We start from the raw sequence: 23,417 nt of genomic DNA, 5'->3' as shown, positions 1-23,417 counted from the left end.
CGGGCTGCGGAACTCGCCCTTCGGGCTCAAACAGTCCTCGCCCGCGCCACAAACACTCACCCCCGTCACGGCACATCACGGTTGCTCTAGGGCAGGTAAAAGCAAAGACGAAGGCAAAGACTGAGCCGAAAAATAAGAACTACGCTCTGCGCGCGCGAACCTCAAACTTGCAGCCCAGGGCCCTGACGCCTGCAAGAACTGGCCTCAAAGCATCGAAACCCGACTCACCCCCCCGCCTTTCCCTTAAATAACAACCCCAATCAACCGCAGTGGGGTGTCGGTCATTTGAGCAAGGGGCGAGGACTGTCCGAGCCCGCAGGGCGAGTTCCGCAGCCCCTTGAGCAAATGACCGATGCCCCGCGCAGCGCCCCCGAACCGCAGTGCCCCGCAATCAAACAACAACCTCAATTCCGCAACGGCTTCCCCGTCTCCAGCATGTACTGAATCCGCTTCTGCGTTTTCTCCGTCTTCAGCAACTCAACAAACTGAGCGCGCTCGACATCCAGAATCCACTGCTCGCTCACCCGTGCATTGGTATCCACCTCCCCACCGCACAGTGCCGTCGCAGCCGCCTTCGCCACCTTGTAGTCATGCTCCGAGATGAAGCCCCCCTCAGCCATGTTCACCAGCATCAGCTCGCAGGTCGCAATACCGTTGCGGCCTGCCACCTTCACCGCAGAACCGGGCAAGGACGACCGCCAGCCCGCCTCTGCCATCGCCCGCGCACGCCGGATCGCCACGTAAAGCAGTTCGTGGGCGTTGAACACGATGTCGTCACCTGCGCGACCGAAGCCCAGCTGCACCGCCTCGATGCCGCTCTTGGCGACCGTCGCCATGGCAATGGTCTGGAACGCATTCTGGATGTAGGGAAACACGTCGCCGCCCGCCGCCCGCTGCGCCATCACATGCGCCTGCAGCGCAAACTCCTTGCTGCCGCCGCCGGCCGGAATCAGCCCCACGCCCGCCTCGACCAGGCCGACATAGCTCTCCAGCGCCAGCACCCGATGGGCAGCATGCATCACGAACTCGCAACCGCCGCCCAGCGCCATGCCCTGCACCGCAGCCACGACCGGCACCTGAGCGTGCTTGATCGCCATCGAAGTGCGCTGAAACTTCGCCACCACCTGCTCCAGCATGTCGAACTGTCCCGCGCGGCAGGCCTCGCCGACCTGCTGCAGGTTTGCCCCCACCGCGAACGGCGCATCGTTCCACAGCACCAGACCGTCGAGATCGGCCTCGGCACGCCCGATCGCCTCCAGCATGCCGTCCAGCACCTCGTCGCCGATCGCATGCTTCTTCGATGTCAGCGACACGATGCCGATGCGCCCGTCCTGATCCGGACGCCGCCACAGCCGCAAGCCCGCGTTCTCCCACAGGGTCTCTCCCCTGTCATGGGGCGCCTCACCCAGCACACGGTCGGGGTAGAGCTGACGCTGGTACACTCCGAGCGTCGAACGCGGCTTGAGCGCCGACGCTTCGGCGCTGAACGAGCCCTCCGCCGCATGCACACCCTCGCGCTCGAACACCCAGGCAGGCAGGGGCGCATCCGACATCGCACGGCCGTGCTCGATGTCCTCCTTCACCATCGTGGCAATATCGGCCCATCCAGCGGCCTGCCAGGTTTCGAACGGCCCCTGGGCCCAGCCGAATCCCCAGCGCATGGCCAGATCGACATCGCGTGCGTTGTCGGCGATGGCGCCCAGATGCACCGCGCAGTAATGGAAGACATCACGGAAGATCGACCACAGGAACTGCGCCTGCGGGTGGGGGTGTGCGGCCAGACGGGCAAACTTCTCGGCCGGATTCCTGAGGCTGAGGATGTCGTCCACATCGGGGAACATCTCTGCACCGCTCTCGCGATAGTCCTGATGGGCCAAATCGAGCACCATGATCTTCCGCCCTTCCTTGCGGTAGATCCCGGCGCGCGTCTTCTGCCCCAACGCCCCCTTGGCAATGAGCGCCTGCAGCCATTCAGGTACTTTGAAGTGCGCATGCCAGGGATCGTCCGCCAGCGTCGCCTGCATGGTGCCGACGACATGGGCCAGCGTATCCAGCCCGACCACGTCAGCAGTGCGGAAGGTCGCACTCCTGGGGCGGCCGATGCGCGGACCGGTGAGCAGATCGACCTCGTCAAATGTCAGCCCGAGCCGCGCGGTGTGATGCATCACCGCCAGAATCGAGAACACGCCGACGCGGTTGGCGACGAAGTTCGGGGTGTCCTTGGCGCGGACAATGCTCTTGCCCAGCCGGGACGTCAGCCACGTTTCGAGATTGTCCAGCGTCGCCGGGTCGGTATCCGCGGTGGCGATCAGCTCCACCAGCGGCATGTAGCGTGGTGGATTGAAAAAATGGATGCCGCAGAAACGGCTGCGCTGCGCATCCGGCATGCCCGCGGCCAGCGCGTTGATGGGCAGGCCGGACGTGTTCGATGCAAACACCGCACCGGCCTTAAGGTGCGGTGCAACCTTGGCATACAGGTCGAGCTTCCACTCCATCTTCTCGGCAATCGCCTCGATCACCAGATCGCACTCGCCGAGACGGGCGAGATCGCTGCCGTAGTTGGCGGCTTCAATATGCTGCGCCCGGTCCTTTGCCGCCAGCGGGGCCGGATCAAGCTTCTTCAGGCCTGCCAGCGCCTTGTTGATGACCGCATTGGCATCGCCTTCCTTTGCCGCCAGATCAAACAGAATCACCGGCACATCGGCATTGGCGCAGTGGGCCGCAATCTGCGCCCCCATCACGCCTGCACCCAGCACGGCGACCTTGCGGATGATGAATTTGCTCACGTGGATCTCCCTTCAACACGTGCGCGACCGGCAGCTCGCCGGCCGGCATCACTCAGGACTCAGAAATGATGATTCAACTGCACGGAGAAAATATCGACGGCAGTATCGAACGAACCACGAACGAACTGCGTTGTATCGATCGTGCCAATCGTCGTTCTCCGGTCGATGTCTGAGTCATCGAAGAACAGATGTGAGTAGCCGACGTCGACGGATGTACTCGGGCTGAACTTGTAGTTGAAGCCAAGCGCAAGCCACGTGCGATCGGCATCCGGCAATCGCACCGTGCGGTCACTGGCACTGCGCACAGGTGACTGGTCGTACGCAACGCCCGCACGCAAGCGCAGACTGTCCGAATACTGGTACTGCGCACCAATACCGATCCGGTAGCTGTCCTTGAATCCCAGCAACTCATCGGTCAGCAATGCGCCAGTATTGCGGTTGGTCACACGCAAGGATTGAATCTTGCTCCACCCCGTCCACGTGTAATCGGCCAGCAGCTCAAGCTTCGGCCCGATGCGGTGGGAGAGCGCGATCGATGCACTGTCGGGCAGTTCGATCTTGACCTTCGCTGGCGTACTGCCGAGCGGCGTTTCCGATTTGCCGGTGACAGTCAGCTCGATAGACGACCTGTAGGTCAGCCCAAGCCGCGTTGCTGGCGACAGCTGGAACATCGCGCCCAGGTTGTAGCCATACCCGGTATCTTCGCCGGTCAGCTTGCTTTCGCGATCACCCAGCGCGGTCGGCACCTTGCCTCGCAGATCGGCCTCGAAATGAACGATGTTCAGGCCAAAACCCAGTGAAACCGCATCACTCACCCGGTATGCCGCGCTGGGGTTGAAGTTGATGGCCTTGATCTCGGAATACGATCCCTGGTAGCGACCGATGAAATCGTCGTCCCATTCGGTTGCGTTGCCAAACGTGGGTGAAATGCCAAGCCCCACGCGCAACCTGTCGTTGATCGACATCGCCCAGTAAGCAGCGGGCACGACGGACAGACCGCCTGCCTGCCCGCCATCCCCACCCAGAGGCCACACAACAGGGCCCGGCAGCGTGACAAGGCTGTTACTGCCCTCGTTCTTGAACTCAAGCGAGCGCGACAGCAAGGTGACAGCGCCCGAAAGGTGATGCCCCTCCGACAGGTAGGTCAGACCGGCCGGGTTGAAAAAGATGGTCGATGCGTCCTCAGCCACGGCAGCAGCACCTGCATAGGCGTAGCCCGTTCCCGCACCGTTCTGGTTCTGCAGCTGGAACCCCGCAGCCGATACCACACCAGATGCCAGCGCAAACGTCCCGACGGACAACAGCAACGCAATTCGGTTTTTTCTCATGAGAGTCTCCTCCAGTCATGTATGACTATTTATATATGCCTTTGCACTTCCACCCTGGCGTCGGCTGCGCGAGGGGCACTTCAGACTCATTCGGTCGGCATCGGCCGCTTCCTGCCCTTGTCATCGAGCGCAACGTACGTCAGCCGCGCTTCGGTCACTTTTACGACCACCGGATTCTCGGGGTCGCGCTCGGCGAACACTTCTACATCGACGGTGACCGAGGTCCGGCCGGTAGACACCACCTCGGCGTAAAAGCTGACCAGATCGCCCACTGAAACCGGCTGCTTGAAGATGAAGGAGTTCACCGCCACGGTCGCGACGCGCGATTTGGCACGGCGGCGAGCGGGAATGGCGCCGGCAATGTCGACCATGGCCATGATCCAGCCCCCGAAGACATCGCCAGCCGGGTTGAGGTCGGCGGGCATGGGCATCACCCGCAGGGCGGGCTGGCGACCATCGGGCAAGGCAGTGTAGATATCGTTTGAACTCATGTAGCGTCCTGTTGAATAGCCGGTGCATTACGATCGACGACGGTGGAATCGGCGCCGATCGGGAGATTCCCGCGGGTGTGCTGGTGATTCATCGGGCCGCCGCTCCAAGGTGCGAAGCCGGTGCCGAAGATCACACCTGCGTCTGCCAGGTCGGCATCATCGACCACCCCCTCTTCCACGCAGCGCCGGGTAGCGGCAAGCAGCGGCGCAAGAATGCGATCGGCGAGGCCTGCTGGCGCAGCACTGGTCTTGCTGCGCTTTGGCTTGCCGTCGCTCCAGCGGTAGTAGCCTTCCCCGGTCTTCTTGCCGAGCTTGCCGGCGGACACCAGCGCGAGGAGCTTCTGCGGCGGCGCTGCACCGTCACCGGCCAGTGCCTTGCCTGCCGCTACAGCAATGTCGAGACCGACCGTATCCACCAGTTCGACCGGCCCCATCGGCATGCCGAACTCGACCAGCGCGGCGTCGACGGCCTCGGGCGCAATGCCCTCTTCGACACAACGCAAGGCCTCGAGCATGTAGGGCCCGAGCACCGCATTGACGAGGAAGCCGGGCGCGCTTTTCACCGGCAGCGGCAGCTTGTCGATCCTGCGCACAAAGGCCGCCGCGCGCTGCAAGGCAAGCGCATCCGAGTGCTCACCCGCCACCACCTCGACCAGCGGCATCATCGCCACCGGGTTGAAGAAGTGAATGCCAATGAGACGACCGGGATCGGTCAGGCAGCCGGCGATGTCTTCCAGCCTCAGACTGGAGGTATTGCTGGCCAGAATCGCATCCGGCCGCGCCTTGCGCTCAAGATCTGAGAACAGCGCACGCTTCGCCTCAAGGTTCTCGAAGATGGCCTCGATGATGACATCGGCCCGCACCGCGCCGTGGCCCTGAGGGTCGGGGATCATGCGGTCGAGCGCAAAGCGCACCTGGCGGCGGTCGCCCTTGAAGCGGCGCTCGAACAGCTTTGCCGCCCGCGCAATCGCAGGCGCGATGCGCTCAACGGTCTGATCCTGCAGGGTCACCGTCAGGCCGCGCTGTGCGCACACGGCGGCGATGTCGCCGCCCATCACGCCAGCACCGATCACATGCACATGCCGCGGCGCAAAATCGACACCCTTGCCAAAACCCTTGAGGCGCTCCTGCAGGTGATACACCCGCAGCAGGTTGCGCGTGGTCGGCGAGGCGAAAATCGTCTCCAGCGAAGAAGGGTCGCCTGCCGGCACCGCCAGCGCATTGCCCTCGAAGCGCGACCACATGCCGATGATTGCGTAGGGCGCGGGATAGTGTTCGCGGCGCGCGCGACCCGCCACCTGGCTGCGCGCCTTGTCGGCCACCTTTGACCTCAGCGGCCCGTTCATCAGACGCGCCATCCACGGCAGAGGCGGATTGGCACTGCCGGAACGCACCCGCATGCGCGCTGCGTTCTCCATCACCCGCGGCGGTACGCAGTCATCGGCGAGGCCGATACGCTTCGCCTTCTTCGCATCGACAGACTTGCCGGTGAGCATCAGATCGAGCGCCAGTGCCGGGCCGATACGGTCCGGCAGACGCTTCATCCCGCCCCAACCCGGCACGATGCCGAGCATCACTTCGGGGAGCGCAAGCTTTGTACCCGGCTCGTCGACCACAATCCGGTAACGACAGGCCAGTGCAAGCTCAAGCCCGCCACCCAGACAGTGGCCGCGAATCAACGCCAGCGTCGGGTAGTCGACGTCCGCGAGGCGCTCGAACAGGGTCCATCCGCGTGCGACCAGTACGCGCGCATCTGCAGCCGAGGCGAGTTGCGAGAATTCTTCAATGTCGGCGCCGGCGATGAAACCCGCCGGTTTGGCCGACGCGATCACCAGTGCGGCAGGCGGCTCGGCGTCGAGCACATCCAGCACGCTGCCAAGCTCTTCCATCACCGCGGCCGAGAGCGCGTTGGTCGTGCTGTCGGCCTTGTCGAGTTCGAGCCAGGCAAGGCCGTCCGCCTCGCGGCGCAGTGTCCAGTGCAGCCAGTTGTTCCCGGACTGATTCATTGCATCGCCTCCACCAGCATCGCGCCACCCTGTCCGCCACCGATGCAGATGCTTGCCATGCCCCGGCGCCCCCCGGTGCGACGCAGCACCTGCAGCAGATGCAGCACAATGCGCGCGCCGCTCGCCCCCACCGGATGGCCCTGCGCAACCGCCCCGCCATCGATGTTGAGCCGCGCCAGATCGGGCGCGCCCGGCGCTGCCTCGATGCCGAAGTGCTCGTTGAAATAGGCGTCGTCACCGAACGCACGCAGACAGGCAATGACCTGCGCAGCGAAAGCCTCGTTGAGCTCCCACGCGTCGAGATGGGCCGGACGCAAACCATGACGGTCGAGGATGGGCTGAGCTGCATGCACCGGCCCCAGGCCCATCTGCTCAGGGGCCAGCGCGGCCCATTCGCTGTCGATGATGCGCCCCATCGGCTGCAGCCCGAAGCGCTCGACCGCCTCGGCCGAGGCCAGCACCAGCCAGGCCGCGCCATCGGTGATCTGCGAGCTGTTGCCGGCAGTCACCTGACCGTAGCGCTTGTCAAAGAACGGCTTGAGCTTTGCCAGCGCGGCCATCGACGCATCCCGGCGCAGGCCGTCATCGGCCTTGTACACCGTGCCGTCACGATCGATCAGCGGCACGATTTCGGCATCGAAATGGCCGGCATCCTGCGCCAGCGCGACGCGCTGGTGGCTCTCCACCGCAAACGCGTCCATCTCTTCACGCGTGATGCCGAACTTCCACGCCAGATTCTCGGCAGTCTGCCCCATCAGCTGGCCTACCACCGGATCGGTCAGGCCTTTCATGATGCCGATCACCGGGGCGAGATTGCCAAGGCGGAACTTCCGTGCGACCGCAAAGCGCTCGCTGACCGACTTTGCCGCATACCAGGACGACAGCCAGCGCACCATCGCATCCGACAGCAGCAGCGGCGCACGCGACAGCGCATCCACGCCACCGGCGAGCACCAGATGCGAACGCCCGGCCTGGATATTGACCATCGCAGAATCGATCGCCTGCATGCCGCTGGCGCAGTTGCGCATCACCGTCCATCCCGGCACCTTCAGCCCGCAACCCATGCGCAGCGCCACGACCCGGCCGATGTTGACCTCGTCCGGCGCCGGACTGGCACAACCCAGGATGACCTCGTTCAGCTGGTCAGGAGCAAAGCGCTGGCGCGCCAGCAAGGCGCTGCCGGCGGCCGTTGCCAGGTCGGACGCGGCGAACGGCCCCGGCGTGTTGCGCGACTTGAGAAAGGGCGTGCGCGCCCCGTCAATGATGAATACCTCTCGACTCACGCGGCCTCCTTGAGCACTGGCGTGTCACACAAGGCGGCACGCAGTCCGAAATCAAAGGGAAAGTCATCGACCCGGATCACCTTGTCGCGCAGCTCGCCACGGCGCTGCAGCAGGGCATATTCCTCCGCACTGATCACGCCAGCTTCATGCGCGCGCCACCACAAGGCATCCACGCCGCCACCCACCAGCAGTCCGGGCTTGAAGCTGCCCGAGCGCAGCGCCTGCTTCACCTTGGCGTCGACCGGCTCGGCCTGAACCGTCGCCAGCAGAGCGGCTTCGAGCGCGCCCACCGGCTCCTCGAGATCGGTCGGCAGATAGACGTCAGCGGTCAGGCGGTCGCGGGTGGCAGACGGCTCGATCATCGCCTGCGCCACTTCATGGCCCAGGCGGTCGGACGGCACCACGTAGGGACGGCCGAGCGGGAACACCACCAGCCTGCGCAGCAGCGTCGCAGCAATACGGTTGGGGAAGTTCGCGATCACGCCTTCGAAGGCATTCTGCGCGCGGAACATGCAGTCCCAGATCGCCCAGTGCATCAGCGGTGCATCGGCCTGCTGCCGGCCTTCGGCCTCGAAGCGCTTGAGCGTGGCCGACGCCAGGTACATCAGCGACAGGATGTCGCCCAGCCGCGCGGACAGTTTTTCCTTGCGCTTGAGCGCGCCGCCCATGGTACCCATGGACAGATCGGAGATGAAGGCGAAAGCGGCCGAGAAGCGCGTGAGCTGCTGATAGTAGCGACGCGTCTCGGGTGCGACGTCTGCATCGATCCTGACGAAATGCGACCCGGTGAGCCCCATCACCAGCGCCCGTGCGCCATTGGTGACCGTGTAGGCAACGTGCGACCACAAGGCCTTGTCGAAGGCATCGAGATCGCCCTTCTGCGCCGCCTTCATCTCGTCCATCACATGCGGATGGCAGCGCACCGCGCCCTGGCCGAACAGGATCAGGCTGCGGGTCAGGATGTTCGCCCCTTCCACCGTGATGCCGACCGGAATCTGCTGATAGGCGCGCCCGAGGAAGTTCTGCGGCCCGAGACAGATGCCCTTGCCGCCGATCACATCCATGCCGTCATTGACCGTCTGCCGTGCACGCTCGGTCACGTGATACTTGACGATGGCCGACACCACCGAGGGCTTCTCGCCGAGATCGATCGCCCCTGCGGTCATGATGCGGGTCGCGTCACTCAGATAGGTGTTGGCGCCAATCCGGGTGAGCGCTTCCTCCACCCCCTCGAAGCGGCCGATCGCGGTCTTGAACTGATAACGCACCCGGGCATAGGCGCCGACGGCACGCGCGGTGAGCTTCTGCATCCCGGTGTTCGAGCCCGGCAGCGAGATGCTGCGGCCGGCGGCCAGGCACTCCATCAGCATGCGCCAGCCCTGCCCTGCCATCGCCGGGCCGCCGATGATGAATTCCAGCGGCATGAACACATCCTTGCCGCGAATCGGCCCGTTCATCCACACCGCGTTGAGCGGGAAGTGACGGCGGCCGATCTCCACCCCCGGATGATCATGCGGCACCAGCGCGCAGGTGATGCCGAGATCGGCCTCCTCGCCCAGCAGGTGTTCGGGGTCGTACAGGCGGAAGGCCAGGCCGAACACGGTGCATACCGGGGCCAGCGTGATGTAGCGCTTGTCGAAGGACACCCGCATGCCGAGCACTTCCTCGCCTTCCCACATCCCCTTGCACACCACGCCGGCATCGGGGATGGACGCTGCGTCCGAACCCGCCCACGGGCTGGTCAGTGCAAACGCGGGGATCTCCTTGCCCTGCGCCAGACGCGGCAGATAATGGGCCTTCTGTTCTTCGGTGCCGTAGTGCAGCAGCAGTTCGGCGGGGCCGAGCGAGTTGGGCACCATCACCGTCACCGCCGGCGTCGACGAGCGCGTCGACAGTTTGGTGACCACCTGAGAGTGCGCAAAGGCGGAGAAGCCCTTGCCGCCGAATTCCTTGGGAATGATCATGCCGAGGAAGCCCGCGGACCGGATGTACGCCCAGGCCTCGGCGGGCATGTCCTGCTGCTGCGTCACATCCCAGTCCTTGATCAGCCGGCACAGCTCCTCGGTTTCGTTGTCGAGGAAGGCCTGCTCCTCGTCGCTGAGCCTGGGCCACGGATAGGCTGCAAGTTTCTTCCAGTCCGGGTCGCCGGCAAACAGATCGCCCTCCCACCATACCGTGCCGGCCTCAAGCGCATCGCGCTCGGTCTGCGACATCGACGGCAGTGCGCGGCGAAAGGCCTTGAAGATCGGCGCTGTCACGAAGTCGCGCCGCAACGCGCGACTGAGGAAAACACCCATGACTGCCGCGAACGCCAGCATCACGATCAGGGCCGTCCAGAACGACCAGCCCGCCACCGCGGCAAAGCCTGCGATCCACGCCAGACCAACCCCCAGCCAGGCAAAAAGTGGCGCTCGCCCGTAGGCGAGCGCACCAGCCAAGGGAGGGAGGGAAAACAGAATCAGCCAGATCATCAAGGTCTCCTTTCACCGGCGATAGCAGTCTTGCTGCTGCGTTTCGCCTTGGGGTTCAGTCATTCGTCAGGCAACGTCCGGCCCGGGTCGTTCATCGGGCTGAGCAAACTCCGGCAGCGGTGCACGCAGGCCGCCCAGCAGGAAAGACATCAGCCGCGGCATCAGCCGCTGCGGGTCGGCATCGTCGAAGGTGCCAGCAAAAAGTTGCAGCGCATCGGTGCCGGCAATCGCGTACGACATCGCCCCCATCATGAAATGGAATCGCCACAGGATTTCCTCCCGTGGCACGCCGGGCAGCGAGCGATACAGCGCAGCGAGGAAGCGCTCAAGCACTTCCGCGTACTCTTCGGCGAGGAACTGGCGCACAAACGCATTCGGCTCTGCATAGGTTCGCCCGAGCAGGCGCATGAAGGTGTTTCCGCCATGCACGGTATCGGCCGCAAGCTCGAGCGAGGTGCCGAAGAAGGCCTCGACGATCTGACTTGGCTTGGGCTGCCCCTGTGCAGCCGCCTCGACCCGATCGAGTGCAGCGAGGCGCTGGCGATTGAGCTCCGTGAGGCGGCGACGGAACACCTCCTGGATCAGCGCATCCTTGGTACCGAAGTGATAATTGACCGCAGCAAGGTTGGCCCCCGCCTGGCTGGTGATCATGCGCATCGATGTCGCCTCGAGGCCATGCTCGACAAACAGGGCCTCGGCCGCATCGAGAATGCGGTCGCGGGTTTCCGGAGCGGGTGAGCGGCTGTTCGCTGTAGTCACTTGAAACATCCGATTAAAACAGTTGTTTTAATCATACGTTTCACTGATGGCGTGTCAAGCGATATTTATGGGGTGGCTCGATTCCGGGAGTGCGCTTCGACTGAAGCTGCGGGACCGCACGCAAACGCGGCGCGCCATCGGTGCGGTCTTGTCGGGTATCAAGGCAGCTTTTCCGCCGCCGATTAACATGAGTCACCCGACCGCCCTGCAATTTGGACACGAGATGGCCAAGCGATTCCCATTGCACCCTAAGCACCCCGAGCGCATCTGCTGGGGCTGCGACAAGTATTGCGCTGCGAATGAGCTGCGCTGCGGAAACGGCGCGGGAAGAACGCTTCACCCGTCCGAAATGCTCGGTGACGACTGGTTCGAGTACGGCGACTGGGGCATCGAGGATGCGGAGGATCCGACCGCTGGCGACAGCGACAACGGAAAAGGCGTCCCGTAAAAAGAAAAAGCCCGGGCGCTTTCGGGCCCGGGCTGAAATCCACATCTTGGAGGAGAGTGGAGGAGACAGCTGCAGAATAGCCAAAAATATGCTGCGCCGCAACAAACGTTGAGATGAATGTGTTTATCCACCAATAACGCCTCCTGATCTCACCCTCCCCGCCTGCCAATTACGGTCGTTTCAGTCAGGGCGCTCAACATCGTTGCAGCAGTATCCGGCGCCCGTGCCGATCACTGCGCGGGCGTGGCGTTGAAGTGATACCGCGCTGCGAGTTCATTGCCCGCAACACGGGTGAGCGGCATGCCGCGCCAGAACACCCCTCCTTTTCCGGCCATCACGCCCAGCAAGGCTTCGTCGTCTGCCACGCCGCCATTCGCCAGACGACAGTCCGCAAGAAAAGCGGGGAGATCGCGATCACTCAGCAAGCCAAGACCGACTGCAGTTGCCAGCAGGACATTGCCCTCATCGTCGAGATGGACCGCCTCGACTTCACCGGCAAGGCGGCCGGTATGCGTGTGCAGCGAGCCATCCGTATCCAGCCGCATGACCCAGGGCGCGTAGTCGAGCGTGACGAAGACCTTCTGCGGACCGTTGTTGACCAGCCAGTTGCCGTGCTCGTCCGCTTCGTAGTTTGCACTGATGAAGCCGCTCAGCCCGGGATGGACGACCGGCTCACCGCGCAGTCGCCACACCCCGCGACGATCGAGTGACAGCCAGTCGTAGCAGGCGGGAACAACAGGCCATTCGGGCGGAAGGTCGGTCTGTGCTGGCATCAGTGCTCCGTTCGCGTTTGCATGTGGGAGCGATCTCGTCATTGATCGCGCTGAGATGTCCGGCAGTCGCCGAGCGTCCTGCCGGGCACATTATCCCACGTTGAACGGCGTGGCTGCGCCCACTCAGCGCGGCAGAAAGCGCAGATCCCCGAAGCGCGTCACCACCGCCTCGCCGGTGTTGTCGGTATCGGCGCTGACGGCGATACCGACAACGCGCGGCGCCTCGTCCCCGAAGACCGCTCGGAAGTCGGCGGCCAGATCGCGCTCGACCTCTCGCCACTGCCCGACCTGCCCGCCACCGCTGTCGACCACGATCATCTGTACCCGGTCGGTGTAGGGGTTCGGACCTGTTTCACCGGGTTTCTGGGCCGTACCCCAGACATAGGCGATCGCAGCGGTCGGCAGCTCGGCGCCATACAGGGTGCGCCCGAGCGACATCTTGACGCGGTCGCCCAGCGACAGCTTCTCCACCGGGTAGTCGAACAGCACATAGACGCGCGCAGCATAGTCATCACCCGATTTGCGTGAGAAATCAGACCCGGTAAGCGCCCGCGACACCTTCCAGCGCCACTGCAGCCGTGGCGACTGCGCGGGATCGATCGCCAGCGCATGCGTCAGCGTGGATGCTGCGGCATCCGAGCGCACCTCAAGCACGGTGCGTCCGGCATCGGCCACGAGTTCGAAGGTGTTCTGGCGTTCCACACCAGGCAGGGACTGCCGCAGCCAGGGCGTGGGCACCGGCGCGGCCGGCGTTGCGCCCGAAAAAGGCGAAACCTGCTGCGGCGGACGAGGCTCTGCCCCCGACGCGCCAGCAGCGAGACCAAGGCCGAGCACAAGCAGCACGGCACGAAAGCGGGATTGCGGCATCAGACACGCGTACATCGGGAACGTCCTCCAGGTGCCCGGAATGCGCTGCAGCGGCGCGGCGTTCGCGGGCGGTTCTTCGAGCCCTTTGGTCGGCACACAGCCCCGTTTGCTTACAGCGTCAGCGCCGAAAGGCCGCGAAAGCGCTGCGCTGAGGCCTTCGCCAACGCTGCCGGGCGCTCGCCGGCGACTCACGCCGCAGTGCCAGGCTCCGGCTCGGCGGCAATGCCGCCGATGCTGAACAGCATGTCGGCCACGTCGTCCCGCCCAAGGTCGCGCACGATGAACACCAGCCGGCTCTTGCGGTCGTTGCAGGGCGGCGTATCCGGCCAGGCCGCCAGGCTGGTGGGTGGATAAACCGAATGTTGCACGCACTGCAGGATGCGGGGTTGCGGATCGCCGACGACGTTGAGCATGCCCTTGATACGCAGAATGCGCTCGCCATACACCTGCAGCAGCAAGCCGAGCGCATCGGAAAAACTGAACCAGCTGAGTGGCTCGGCAAAGCACAGCACGAAACTGCTTACACCCGCATCGTGGCGCGGTACCGCAGGCGCCGTGGCGACGCGCCCCGGTTTGCGCCATGCAGCGGGCCCCGAAGCAGCGGGCGCAAGGGCGCGCTGGCGCTGCACCCGCTCTTCGCCCAGCCATGCGGCGACATCCGGCGCCTTGCCACTGGCGTCATACAGACCACAGCCGAACACCGCGTCGGGCGCGATAACCCCGCCCGACACGGAAACCTGCTGCGCCCCCGGGTTGAGCACCGACAATCGGGCCGCCACCTCTGCCCGCACAGCCTCGTCTGCCAGATCCGTCTTGGTCAGCAGCAGACGGTCTGCCATCGCCACCTGACGCACGGCCTCGCGGTGCGCACCCAGCTGCGCCAGCGCATGCGTGACGTCGACCGCGGTGATCACGCCGTCACAGCGATAACGCTCGGCGATGAAGGGCTCTTCCATGAGGGTGTGCACAACCGGCACCGGATCGGCCAAGCCGGTGGTTTCGATCAGCACCCGCCGCACTGGCGGGATCTCCTTGCGCAGGGCACGCATGAAGATGCCCTTGAGCGCCTTCACCAGATCGCCCTGCACGCTGCAGCAGATGCAGCCCGAGTCGAGCAGCACGATGGATTCGTCGACCTTCTCCACCAGATGATGATCGACGCCGATCTCGCCAAACTCGTTGATCAGCACCGCGGCACCGTCCATCTCGGGCTGGCGCAGCAGGTGGTTGAGCAAGGTAGTCTTGCCTGCACCGAGAAAGCCGGTGAGCACGGTCACCGGTATCCGGCGGTCGCCAGTGTCACCAGGACCAGCAGCCGGTACGCTCGCACTTTGGGAGTTCATCATCAGAGTCGCCTGAATGGGGCCGTTATTTAAGCATCGATTCGGTCACAGCACAGCACGCAAAGCCAGATCCGGCAGCTTCAGATCGGCCGTGAGGATTTGATTGAGGCGCACAAAAGCCGATAATCAGGGGCTGACTGTCAGCGAGACGAACATGAACGCGCCCCACACCTTTCGCAAGCCGCTTCCGCAAGCCTTCATCGACACCCTGACCGAGCGCTTCGGCACCCGCTTCAGCACCTCCGAAGGCGTGCGCGCCCATCACGGCCACGACGAATCGCATTTCCCCGACGCCCTGCCCGACGCAGTGGTGTTTGCGCACAGCACCGAAGACGTCGTTGCCATCGTCGAGGCCTGCCGCGAACATGCGGTGCCGATCATTCCCTTTGGCGTCGGCAGTTCGCTCGAAGGCCATATCCTCGCCATCCACGGCGGCATCTGCATCGACTTCTCGGAAATGAACCGGGTCCTCGCCATCAACACCGACGACATGGATGTTGTCGTCCAGCCCGGCGTCACCCGCAAGCAGCTCAATGCCGAGCTTCACGGCACGGGCCTGTTCTTCCCCATCGATCCGGGCGCCGACGCCAGCATCGGCGGCATGGCCGCCACCCGCGCCTCGGGCACCAATGCCGTGCGCTACGGCACCATGCGCGAAAACGTGCTCGGCATGACCGCGATCATGGCCGACGGTCGCGTGATCCGCACCGGCAGCCGCGCACGCAAGTCGTCCGCCGGCTACGACCTTACCCATCTGCTGGTTGGCTCCGAGGGCACGCTGGCAATCACCACCGAACTCACCGTGCGCCTGCATCCGCTGCCGGAAGCGGTGTCGGCGGCCACCTGCGCCTTCCCCGACATCGTCAGCGCGGTCAACACCGTGATCCAGACCATTCAGCTCGGGGTGCCGGTGGCGCGTATCGAACTGGTGGATGCCCTCACCGTGCAGGCGATCAACCGCTACAGCAAGACCACGCTGCACGAATCGCCGATGCTGTTCTTCGAATTCCACGGCTCACCGGCAAGCGTGGAGGAGCAGGCACAGACGGTGCAGGAAATCGCCAATGACAACGGCGGCCTTGCCTTCGACTGGGCCAGCCGTCCGGAAGACCGTACCCGCCTGTGGGCCGCCCGCCACGACGTGTATTTCGCCAGCCTGAACCTGCGCCCCGGCAGTCGCGGCGTGACCACCGACGTGTGCGTGCCGATCTCGAAGCTGGCCGAATGCATCGCCGGCACCCGCGACGACATCGAAGCCTCGGGCTTCATCGCCCCCATCGTCGGTCACGTCGGCGACGGCAATTTCCACACCATCATCCTTGTCGACCCGGCTGACGAGGTCGAGATCGCGCGTGCAGAGGCGCTCAACAACAAGATCGTGCAGCGCGCCCTTGCGCTCGGTGGCACCTGCACCGGCGAGCACGGCATCGGCATCGGCAAGCAGGCCTTTCTGCTCGAAGAGCACGGAAGCGCCGCCATCGACGCCATGCGCCTGGTCAAGCAGGCGCTCGACCCCGACAACCTGCTCAACCCGGGCAAGATCCTGCCGCCGGCCTGAACTGCCCGGCCGGTTAGGGTATCCAAGGATTGAGTCGCCCATTGCGGGCGACTAACCTGAAGTCTCCTCCCCCCCATCCGCCCACAAGTCGGACGGGCGAAGTGAGGTGCAGTACTCCAGGAATACGATTTTTGGCGGGAGTCCCTCATGGCCGAAGCAGATCCGCTGGGCAGTACGCACAAACCCAGCCTGGAAGACAAATACACCCTCGTTTCCGGTCGCGTCTATCTGACCGGCTACCAGGCGCTGGTGCGCCTGCTGATGATCCAGAAGGAACGCGACCGCGCCGCCGGACTCAACACCGCCGGCTTCGTGTCCGGCTACCGCGGATCGCCGCTGGGCGGCCTCGACCAGACCCTGTGGAAAGCGAAGAAGCACCTCGCCAGCCACGACATCGTGTTCCAGCCCGGCGTGAACGAAGACCTTGCAGCCACCGCAGTGTGGGGCTCGCAGCAGGTCAACCTGTCGCCGCAGGCGAAGTACGAAGGCGTGTTCGCGATGTGGTACGGCAAGGGGCCAGGCGTGGATCGCAGCGGCGACGTGTTCCGCCATGGCAATGCGGCAGGTTCGTCCAGGCACGGTGGCGTGCTGGCCATTGCCGGCGACGACCATGCGGCCAAGTCGTCTACGCTGCCGCATCAGACCGACCACTTCTTCAAGTCGATGATGATGCCGGTGCTCGCGCCGGCCGGCGTGCAGGAATACATCGACTTCGGCGTGCATGGCTATGCGCTGTCGCGCTACTCGGGTTGCTGGGTGGCGTTCAAGGCCCTCGCCGACACGGTTGAAACCTCGGCCTCGGTCGACGTTGATCCGGGCCGGGTGCAGGTGGTGATCCCGGAGGATTTCGCCCTTCCGGCCGACGGGCTCAACATCCGCTGGCCCGACCCGCCGCTGGTGCAGGAAAAACGCCTGCTCAACCAGAAGCTCTACGCTGCACTGGCCTACGCCAGAGCCAACCACCTGAACCGGGTCATCATCGACAGCCCCGACGCACGGCTCGGCATCATCACCAGTGGCAAGAGCTATCTTGATGTGCGCCAGGCCTTCGACGACCTCGGCATCGACGAAGCGCTGGCGGCGGAAATTGGCATTCGCCTGTACAAGGTGGGCATGGTGTGGCCGCTCGAAGCCGATGGAGTGCGTCAGTTCGCGGCCGGCCTGGAAGAGATTCTGGTGATCGAGGAGAAGCGCCAGCTGCTCGAGTACCAGCTCAAGGAAGAGCTCTACAACTGGCGCGAAGACGTCCGCCCGCGCGTGATCGGCAAGTTCGACGAAAAGGGCGAATGGGCGCATATCGGCCGCAGCGACGGCACGGTCGATCACGGCGACTGGCTGCTGCCCGCCGCTGGCGAGCTGACGCCGGCGATGATCGCGCGCGTCATTGCAGGCCGCATCGAGCGCTTCTTCACCTCTGACCGGATTCAGGCCCGGCTCGCCTTTCTCCAGGCCAAGGAAAAGTCCCTGTCCGAGCGGCTGTTCTCGATCGACCGCGTGCCGACCTTCTGTTCCGGCTGCCCCCACAACACCTCGACCCATGTGCCGGAAGGCAGCCGCGCGCTGGCCGGCATCGGCTGTCACTACATGGTGACCTGGATGCCCGAGCGTCGCACCGGGACCTTCACCCAGATGGGTGGCGAAGGCGTGCCCTGGGTGGGCCAGGCGCCCTTCACCAGCGAGCAGCACATCTTTGCCAATCTGGGCGACGGCACCTATTTCCACTCCGGCCTGCTCGCCATCCGCCAGGCGGTCGCGGCGAAGGTGAACATCACCTACAAGATCCTTTACAACGACGCGGTCGCCATGACCGGCGGCCAGCCGCACGACGGCGAACTGTCGGTGCCGAGAATCGTCAGCCAGCTGCAGGCCGAAGGGGTGCACAACATCGTCGTCGTTACCGACGGCACGGCGCGCGCATACGGTCCGTCCGACATCCCGCATGTGCCGATTCGCCACCGCGACGAGCTCGACGCCATCCAGCGCGAGCTGCGCGCATCCGGCGGGGTCACCGCGCTGATCTACGACCAGACCTGCGCCGCCGAGAAGCGCCGGCGCAGAAAGCGCGGCACCTTCCCCGACCCCGCGCGCAGGGTGTTCATCAACGAGGCGGTGTGCGAGGGCTGCGGCGACTGCGGCGAGCAATCGAACTGCATGTCCATCGTCCCGGTCGAGACCGAGTTCGGGCGCAAGCGCGCGATCGATCAGTCCTCGTGCAACAAGGACTACTCCTGTCTCAACGGCTTCTGTCCGAGCTTCATCACCATCGAAGGCGGCAAGGTGCGCAAGGGCAGCGCCCTGCAGGCCGATGAATCGCACTTCGCCACGCTGCCCGAGCCGGCCCTGCCGGACGCTGCCCGCCCCTTCGGCATCATGGTGACCGGCGTGGGCGGCACCGGCGTGGTCACCATCGGCGCCCTGATCGGCATGGCCGCCCATCTCGACGGCAAGGGTGTGACCGTGCTCGACATGACCGGGCTGGCGCAGAAAGGCGGCTCGGTCTTCAGTCACATCCGCCTTGCCGATCATCCTGACGACCTGCATGCGGTGCGGATTGCAGCGGGTGAGGCGAATGCCGTGATTGGCGGCGACATGGTGGTCAGCGCCAGCGTCGAGGCGCTGGCCAAGATGTCGGACCAGCGCACCCGTGCGGTGGTCAACGTGTCCGAGACCCCGACATCGGATTTCACCCACAACCCGGACTGGCAGTTCCCGCTCGGGAAAATGCAGACGGCGATACGCGAAGCCGTCGGCGACGCAAACGTCGACTTCCTCGACGCACAAGGCCTGGCCACTGCCCTGATGGGCGACGCCATCGCCACCAACCTCTTCCTGCTCGGCTTTGCCTGGCAGAAAGGCATGGTGCCGGTGTCGCATGCGGCCCTGATGAGCGCGATCGAACTCAACGGCGTGGCGCTCGACATGAACCGCAAGGCCTTCCTGTGGGGCCGCCGCGCCGCCCACGACCTTGCCGCAGTCCAGCGCTTCGCCCATCCCGAGCCCGCGATCCCGATCCGTCCCCTCGGCCTGGATGCGCTGATCGAACGCCGCACCGAATTCCTGACCGCCTATCAGGACGCAGCCTACGCAGCGCGCTATCGCCTGCTGGTCGAGCGCGTGCGCGAAACCGAGGAGCGACGCGCAGGCCGTGGCAGCACCCGGCTGGCCGAAACCGTCGCCCACAACTACTTCAAGCTGCTGGCCTACAAGGACGAATACGAGGTTGCCCGTCTGTTCACCGAGCCGGCATTCTGGGACAAGGTCAACGCCAGCTTCGAAGGTGATTTCGAGGTCCGCTTCCACCTCGCGCCGCCGCTCGTGTCCCGCCTCGACCCGCTCACCGGACGCATCCCGAAGAAGGCTTTCGGCGCAGGCATGATGCGCGTGTTCGGCATGCTGACAAAGCTCAAGGGGCTGCGCGGCACGCGCTGGGACGTATTCGGCCACACCGCAGAACGTCGCGCCGAGCGCGCGCTCATCACCCAGTACGAGCAGGACATCGGAGAGCTGCTCGACACCCTGAGCTACAGCCGGCTTGCGCTGGCGCAGGAGATCGCCGCCTTGCCGCAGGGCATCCGCGGCTATGGCCACGTCAAGATGCGCAACATGGAAGCTGCGGCACTGAAGCGCGAGCAGTTGCTCGCACGCTGGCGCAGCACGACCGGCGAGGCCCGCGTGGCCTGAACACAGGCTGTGCCGGCGTGGCTCATCCCGAGGGACGAGCCACGCCGGCAAGTGGGGCACACCGGACGCCGGCAGGCCGGATTTCGCGCATCCCTGGTCTCTTCGCTATGATGCCAGCCACCCTTCATTGCGCAGCGCCCAATGCCTCCTGCCCTCAAAGCCCTTGTCGCCCAGATCGCGGGCGGGTTGATCGCCTACCTGCTGGGTCGCGCAGGTGTCCTGCCACCGGGCCTGTGGCCACTGCTCATCGCGCAGGCACTTGGCGCCACGCTGGGCGCTGCCTTGCTGCGCAGTGCGCGCTGGTGGCTGCCCATCCATCTCGCGTTCACTCCGCTGGCCGTCATCGCGCTGCGCATCGACCTCGCACCTGCCTGGTACCTGGCCGCATTCACCTTGCTGGTGCTGATCTACTGGAGCAGCTTCCGCACCCAGGTGCCGCTATACCTGAGCAACAGAAAGACCGCGACTGCATTTGCAGCCTTGCTGCCTGCGGAGCACCCGCTGCAGGTGCTGGACATTGGCAGCGGTACCGGCTCCCTGTTGCGGGTACTCGCGCGACTGCGCCCGGACTGCCATTTCACCGGGATCGAGAGCGCGCCCGCGCCCTGGGCGCTCGGCTGGGTGCTGGGCCGGGGCATTGCCAATCTCGACTGGTGCCGCGGCGACTTCTTCGCCCGCTCGTGGCAGGGGCAGGACGTGGTGTATGCTTTCCTCTCCCCGGTGCCGATGTCCGCGGTGTGGCAGAAGGCGAGCCGGGAGATGCCTGCGGGCAGCATGCTGGTCAGCAACAGCTTTGCGATTCCAGGCCAGGAACCCGAACGCATCATCGAAGTAGACGATCGCCGCGGAACCCGTCTGCTCGTCTATCGCATCAACCCGGCGAAAGCGCGGAATTAGCCTGACGAATCGCCGCTTTTTCACGCCTGCCTTTGCTTGCAAAAGCGAAATAATGCAAGCGTACGGCAACCCCTTGCCTTGAGCTGAGGAATGGATTCATGGCTGAGATCATCTGCGTGATCGGCAACAAGGGCGGCACCGGCAAGACGACGCTCTCACACATGCTGTGTCAGGGACTCGGACTGCTGGGGCATCGCTCCGCCTGCGTGCTGACCGACACATCCCGCGAACCGCTCTCCCCCGAAGGGAGGCGCTACATCACGGCCGACGCCCGCACCCGCGACGCACTGACCAAGGTGGTCGACAAACTGCGCATGCTCGACGACTGGATCGGCATCATCGACGGTGGCGGCAACCGCACCGAGATGGACCGCAAGCTCTATGCGCTTTCCGACATCGTGCTGCTGCCCTTTCGCGAATCGCACGAGGACATCCGTACCGTGATCCGGGACCTGGAAATGTTTCCGCGCGCCTACGCAGTGCCCTCACAGTGGCCGAGCAACGCCTGGCAACGCGACGCCGCCGACCGCAATGTGGCACACCTGATGAATACCTATCGCCACCGCATCCTGAATCCGGTGGGCGCGCTGTCCGCATCCAAGCTGCTGCTGCAGAAGCAGGTGCCCGACCAGCTTCCGACGCCGCTGGCAAACGCCTGTCGCGCGGTTGCACGTCAGGTACTTGAAGTCCTTGAGATCGACGTTGGCGACGCCTGCGAAATGCGGGGTGAAACCGGGACGGCGGACCGACTGCCCCTCGCCGAGATGCCGATGCGGCTCAATGTGACATCACGTCGCCCGCACTGAAGCACGGAATTCGCGTCTGAGCTGCTGAAACCCGCGATGCTCCGCTCCCTTCCCGCGCGGGAGAGCGTCGGGGGGGAAAGTCGCATCTGCGTTACAGCAGAATCAGAACGGGAAGACTCAGAGCCGGGTGCCGTGGCGCGAGATGACGACCAGCGCCTGTGCGCGATTGGAGACACCCAACGCACGGAAAATCGCCGACATATGCACCTTGACCGTGCCTTCCGAAAGACCGAGGAGATCGGCGATCTCGCGGTTGGTCTTGCCCTGGGCAAGCAGTTCGAGCACGCGGGTCTGCGCGGCGGTCAGTCCAAAACGCTCGCTGACCGGCGCACCTGAACGGCGCCCCGGGGCGCGATCGGTCGTGTCCGGCGTATGCACGCCACCGGCGAGCACCACCCTGACAGCCTGCAGCATCTCTTCGCCGGAACTGGACTTGGACACGAAGCCGGAAGCGCCGCCCTTGATGGCACGCCGCACCGAGGCCTCGTCATCCATCGCCGAAACCACGATGGCCGGCACGTCGGGGAAGCGCTTGGCGAGAACGGCCAGCAGGGAAAAGCCGTTCATGTCGGGCAGCATCAGATCGATGACCGCCAGATCCCAGTCGGTCGAAGCTTCCAGCTTCGCCAGCGCATCGTCCGCACCCTTGGCTTCAACGCACTCGACACCCTCCTGAAGACGCGACAGCGTCTGCGCTACGGCCTCACGCACAAGCGCGTGATCCTCAACGATGAGTATCTTGATCACAAAGGGCTCCATAAATCACTTTCATCGAGGCGTAGGATGCGCGGAGCATATCACAGCAGCGTTGCCATTGGTTTTTCCGCTGTCTCTGCAGCAAAAACCGGCGAGACGCTATGCCGGATACGCTGTGCACTATTCCGATCGTCATAAGGCCCGGGCAATGAAAGTGCAAAACGTTGTGAAAGTGGCGCGGGCGCACTCACCGATCCCGTCAATAATGCCTGCTCACGCGACTGAAGGCGAGATCTCCGGCTCGAACTTCCTCGACGCGCTTCCGATCGGACGGTCCGCCGCCCGCCTGCCCTGCCCGACGCGGAACGCACCGTGCGCGGCGGTCTTCATCGATCGCGACACGGTCCACGCCTCGCGCAGGCGCGCCATCCGTGAACAGGTCCGTCGCGTGCCCGGCCTTCGGTGCGGCACCATCAACGAAGTCAGGCAGTCACTCGCGATCATCGCCACAGCGGCAAACAACTGTGGCAGACGTGCAGCTGCCGGGCTATTCCCGGCTTCTGCCCATGCTGATAACATCTATGACACGGATATCGCACGTGATGGCAAGGCGCTCGAGCATCCTGCAGACCTGACGTACGACAGACATCCCCTGTGGGACGGCTTTCCGTGAAGAAAAGGCTCTCATCGTCGCCGTTCTTTGCCCGCAAAAAGGCACTGGCGTGCCGCTCGACCCGACTTTCTGGATACATCCAATGGCGCCTCACCCCGGAACTTCTCGCGAGCATCGGTGCAATTGCAGAGTGCAGCAGCGCGGATGATGCGCAGGAACGACCCAGCGTTGGCTCCACCAAGCCTCTCGGTGACGGCCGGACCTTGTGCGCTGCCACAGGCAAGCCCTGCCACAATCTGCTACCGTTCGAGCGCCATGTCGACATGCGCCGCGACGAAGCGGTGACGAACACCTTGCCGCGCTACACTTTTGAGCCTGGGCCGGATGCCGAGGCCGAACGCATGCGGGCTCGCGAACCCGGCCATCCTGTAGCGTTCAACGCCATGATACCCGCCGGCCTCCGATCCGCCAGCCGCTTCCAGCCGGATCCAGCGTGCAATGCGCTTGCGTTCGCCTGCCCGGTGGCCGGGCCTCACGACACAGGCGATCTGCGACACCAGAAACCCGGGCCCGTCTCACTCGCAAGCCTGTTCATGGCGCACTGAGTCCCG

At 64.7% G+C, this 23,417-nt stretch carries 18 protein-coding genes; 7 read left to right on the top strand and 11 right to left on the bottom strand.

Annotated features, from left to right (window positions below):
* Window positions 1-404: 404 nt before the first annotated feature.
* The 7 genes from AC22G6_RS12075 to AC22G6_RS12045 form a co-directional block, all read right to left on the bottom strand.
* Window positions 405-2,786 (bottom strand): 3-hydroxyacyl-CoA dehydrogenase/enoyl-CoA hydratase family protein, encoded by a 2,382-nt coding sequence (locus AC22G6_RS12075; protein ID WP_487366977.1) that lies wholly within the window; start codon window positions 2,784-2,786, stop codon window positions 405-407.
* A 59-nt stretch (window positions 2,787-2,845) separates the two neighbouring features.
* Window positions 2,846-4,114, bottom strand: coding sequence for an OmpP1/FadL family transporter (locus AC22G6_RS12070; protein WP_487366976.1), 1,269 nt, complete (start codon window positions 4,112-4,114; stop codon window positions 2,846-2,848).
* A gap of 86 nt (window positions 4,115-4,200) precedes the next feature.
* Window positions 4,201-4,605 (bottom strand): acyl-CoA thioesterase, encoded by a 405-nt coding sequence (locus AC22G6_RS12065; protein WP_108949664.1) that lies wholly within the window; start codon window positions 4,603-4,605, stop codon window positions 4,201-4,203.
* Window positions 4,602-6,611 (bottom strand): 3-hydroxyacyl-CoA dehydrogenase NAD-binding domain-containing protein, encoded by a 2,010-nt coding sequence (locus AC22G6_RS12060; RefSeq protein ID WP_487366975.1) that lies wholly within the window; start codon window positions 6,609-6,611, stop codon window positions 4,602-4,604. Before AC22G6_RS12060 ends, AC22G6_RS12065 begins: the two co-directional genes overlap by 4 nt.
* Window positions 6,608-7,894 (bottom strand): acetyl-CoA C-acetyltransferase, encoded by a 1,287-nt coding sequence (locus AC22G6_RS12055; protein WP_487366974.1) that lies wholly within the window; start codon window positions 7,892-7,894, stop codon window positions 6,608-6,610. The genes AC22G6_RS12060 and AC22G6_RS12055 overlap by 4 nt, the downstream gene beginning before the upstream one ends.
* Window positions 7,891-10,365: an acyl-CoA dehydrogenase gene (locus AC22G6_RS12050; RefSeq protein ID WP_487366973.1), complete on the bottom strand. Its 2,475-nt coding sequence runs from the start codon at window positions 10,363-10,365 to the stop codon at window positions 7,891-7,893. The genes AC22G6_RS12055 and AC22G6_RS12050 overlap by 4 nt, the downstream gene beginning before the upstream one ends.
* Before the next feature lie 66 nt (window positions 10,366-10,431).
* Window positions 10,432-11,124, bottom strand: a complete 693-nt coding sequence (locus tag AC22G6_RS12045) for a TetR/AcrR family transcriptional regulator (protein WP_487366972.1) — start codon at window positions 11,122-11,124, stop codon at window positions 10,432-10,434.
* Window positions 11,125-11,347: 223 nt separating this feature from the next.
* On the opposite strand from AC22G6_RS12045, the gene AC22G6_RS12040 reads away from it, so the two are divergent.
* A complete protein-coding gene (locus AC22G6_RS12040; RefSeq protein ID WP_487367014.1) occupies window positions 11,348-11,572 on the top strand; it encodes a DUF3079 domain-containing protein in 225 nt (74 codons plus the stop codon).
* 230 nt (window positions 11,573-11,802) lie between these two features.
* Here the strand turns inward: AC22G6_RS12040 and AC22G6_RS12035 are convergent, their stop codons facing one another.
* The 3 genes from AC22G6_RS12035 to AC22G6_RS12025 form a co-directional block, all read right to left on the bottom strand.
* Window positions 11,803-12,345, bottom strand: a complete 543-nt coding sequence (locus tag AC22G6_RS12035) for a DUF2946 family protein (RefSeq protein WP_487366971.1) — start codon at window positions 12,343-12,345, stop codon at window positions 11,803-11,805.
* 123 nt (window positions 12,346-12,468) lie between these two features.
* Window positions 12,469-13,227, bottom strand: coding sequence for a DUF3047 domain-containing protein (locus AC22G6_RS12030; protein WP_487366970.1), 759 nt, complete (start codon window positions 13,225-13,227; stop codon window positions 12,469-12,471).
* A gap of 173 nt (window positions 13,228-13,400) precedes the next feature.
* Window positions 13,401-14,558, bottom strand: coding sequence for a CobW family GTP-binding protein (locus tag AC22G6_RS12025; RefSeq protein ID WP_487366969.1), 1,158 nt, complete (start codon window positions 14,556-14,558; stop codon window positions 13,401-13,403).
* Window positions 14,559-14,709: 151 nt separating this feature from the next.
* Here AC22G6_RS12025 and AC22G6_RS12020 point away from each other — a divergent pair, with 151 nt between their 5' ends.
* From AC22G6_RS12020 to AC22G6_RS12005, 4 genes are all read left to right on the top strand, one after another.
* Window positions 14,710-16,113, top strand: coding sequence for an FAD-binding oxidoreductase (locus AC22G6_RS12020; protein ID WP_487366968.1), 1,404 nt, complete (start codon window positions 14,710-14,712; stop codon window positions 16,111-16,113).
* 147 nt (window positions 16,114-16,260) lie between these two features.
* Window positions 16,261-19,794 (top strand): indolepyruvate ferredoxin oxidoreductase family protein, encoded by a 3,534-nt coding sequence (locus AC22G6_RS12015; protein WP_487366967.1) that lies wholly within the window; start codon window positions 16,261-16,263, stop codon window positions 19,792-19,794.
* 141 nt (window positions 19,795-19,935) lie between these two features.
* A complete protein-coding gene (locus tag AC22G6_RS12010; RefSeq protein ID WP_487366966.1) occupies window positions 19,936-20,691 on the top strand; it encodes a class I SAM-dependent methyltransferase in 756 nt (251 codons plus the stop codon).
* A gap of 98 nt (window positions 20,692-20,789) precedes the next feature.
* Window positions 20,790-21,497, top strand: coding sequence for a nucleotide-binding protein (locus AC22G6_RS12005; RefSeq protein ID WP_487366965.1), 708 nt, complete (start codon window positions 20,790-20,792; stop codon window positions 21,495-21,497).
* Window positions 21,498-21,614: 117 nt separating this feature from the next.
* Here AC22G6_RS12005 and AC22G6_RS12000 read toward each other — a convergent pair whose 3' ends face one another.
* Window positions 21,615-22,244, bottom strand: coding sequence for a response regulator transcription factor (locus AC22G6_RS12000; RefSeq protein ID WP_487366964.1), 630 nt, complete (start codon window positions 22,242-22,244; stop codon window positions 21,615-21,617).
* On the opposite strand from AC22G6_RS12000, the gene AC22G6_RS11995 reads away from it, so the two are divergent.
* Together AC22G6_RS11995 and AC22G6_RS11990 are read left to right on the top strand one after the other, a co-directional pair.
* The gene (locus AC22G6_RS11995) at window positions 22,228-22,866 is read left to right on the top strand and encodes a hypothetical protein (protein ID WP_487366963.1); all 639 of its coding nucleotides are present in this window, start codon (window positions 22,228-22,230) and stop codon (window positions 22,864-22,866) included. The genes AC22G6_RS12000 and AC22G6_RS11995 overlap by 17 nt on opposite strands.
* Entirely contained in the window at window positions 22,863-23,411 is a 549-nt protein-coding gene (locus AC22G6_RS11990) for a hypothetical protein (protein WP_487366962.1), read from the top strand. The genes AC22G6_RS11995 and AC22G6_RS11990 overlap by 4 nt, the downstream gene beginning before the upstream one ends.
* Window positions 23,412-23,417: the final 6 nt, after the last annotated feature.

The sequence above is a fragment of the Parazoarcus sp. PS-13 R2A genome (assembly GCF_057621855.1).
The sequence above is the reverse complement of the archived record's forward strand: the minus strand, read 5'-3'. Positions and strand labels throughout refer to the sequence as shown.

Excerpts from the sequence above, each read along its gene's own strand:
- AC22G6_RS12070 (WP_487366976.1), bottom strand. The coding sequence starts at position 4,114 with ATGAGAAAAAACCGAATTGCGTTGCTGTTGTCCGTCGGGACGTTTGCG.
- AC22G6_RS12065 (WP_108949664.1), bottom strand. The coding sequence starts at position 4,605 with ATGAGTTCAAACGATATCTACACTGCCTTGCCCGATGGTCGCCAGCCC.
- AC22G6_RS12060 (WP_487366975.1), bottom strand. The coding sequence starts at position 6,611 with ATGAATCAGTCCGGGAACAACTGGCTGCACTGGACACTGCGCCGCGAG.
- AC22G6_RS12050 (WP_487366973.1), bottom strand. The coding sequence starts at position 10,365 with ATGATCTGGCTGATTCTGTTTTCCCTCCCTCCCTTGGCTGGTGCGCTC.
- AC22G6_RS12040 (WP_487367014.1), top strand. The coding sequence starts at position 11,348 with ATGGCCAAGCGATTCCCATTGCACCCTAAGCACCCCGAGCGCATCTGC.
- AC22G6_RS12035 (WP_487366971.1), bottom strand. The coding sequence starts at position 12,345 with ATGCCAGCACAGACCGACCTTCCGCCCGAATGGCCTGTTGTTCCCGCC.
- AC22G6_RS12030 (WP_487366970.1), bottom strand. The coding sequence starts at position 13,227 with ATGTACGCGTGTCTGATGCCGCAATCCCGCTTTCGTGCCGTGCTGCTT.
- AC22G6_RS12025 (WP_487366969.1), bottom strand. The coding sequence starts at position 14,558 with ATGATGAACTCCCAAAGTGCGAGCGTACCGGCTGCTGGTCCTGGTGAC.
- AC22G6_RS12020 (WP_487366968.1), top strand. The coding sequence starts at position 14,710 with ATGAACGCGCCCCACACCTTTCGCAAGCCGCTTCCGCAAGCCTTCATC.
- AC22G6_RS12015 (WP_487366967.1), top strand. The coding sequence starts at position 16,261 with ATGGCCGAAGCAGATCCGCTGGGCAGTACGCACAAACCCAGCCTGGAA.
- AC22G6_RS12010 (WP_487366966.1), top strand. The coding sequence starts at position 19,936 with ATGCCTCCTGCCCTCAAAGCCCTTGTCGCCCAGATCGCGGGCGGGTTG.
- AC22G6_RS12005 (WP_487366965.1), top strand. The coding sequence starts at position 20,790 with ATGGCTGAGATCATCTGCGTGATCGGCAACAAGGGCGGCACCGGCAAG.
- AC22G6_RS11995 (WP_487366963.1), top strand. The coding sequence starts at position 22,228 with ATGAGTATCTTGATCACAAAGGGCTCCATAAATCACTTTCATCGAGGC.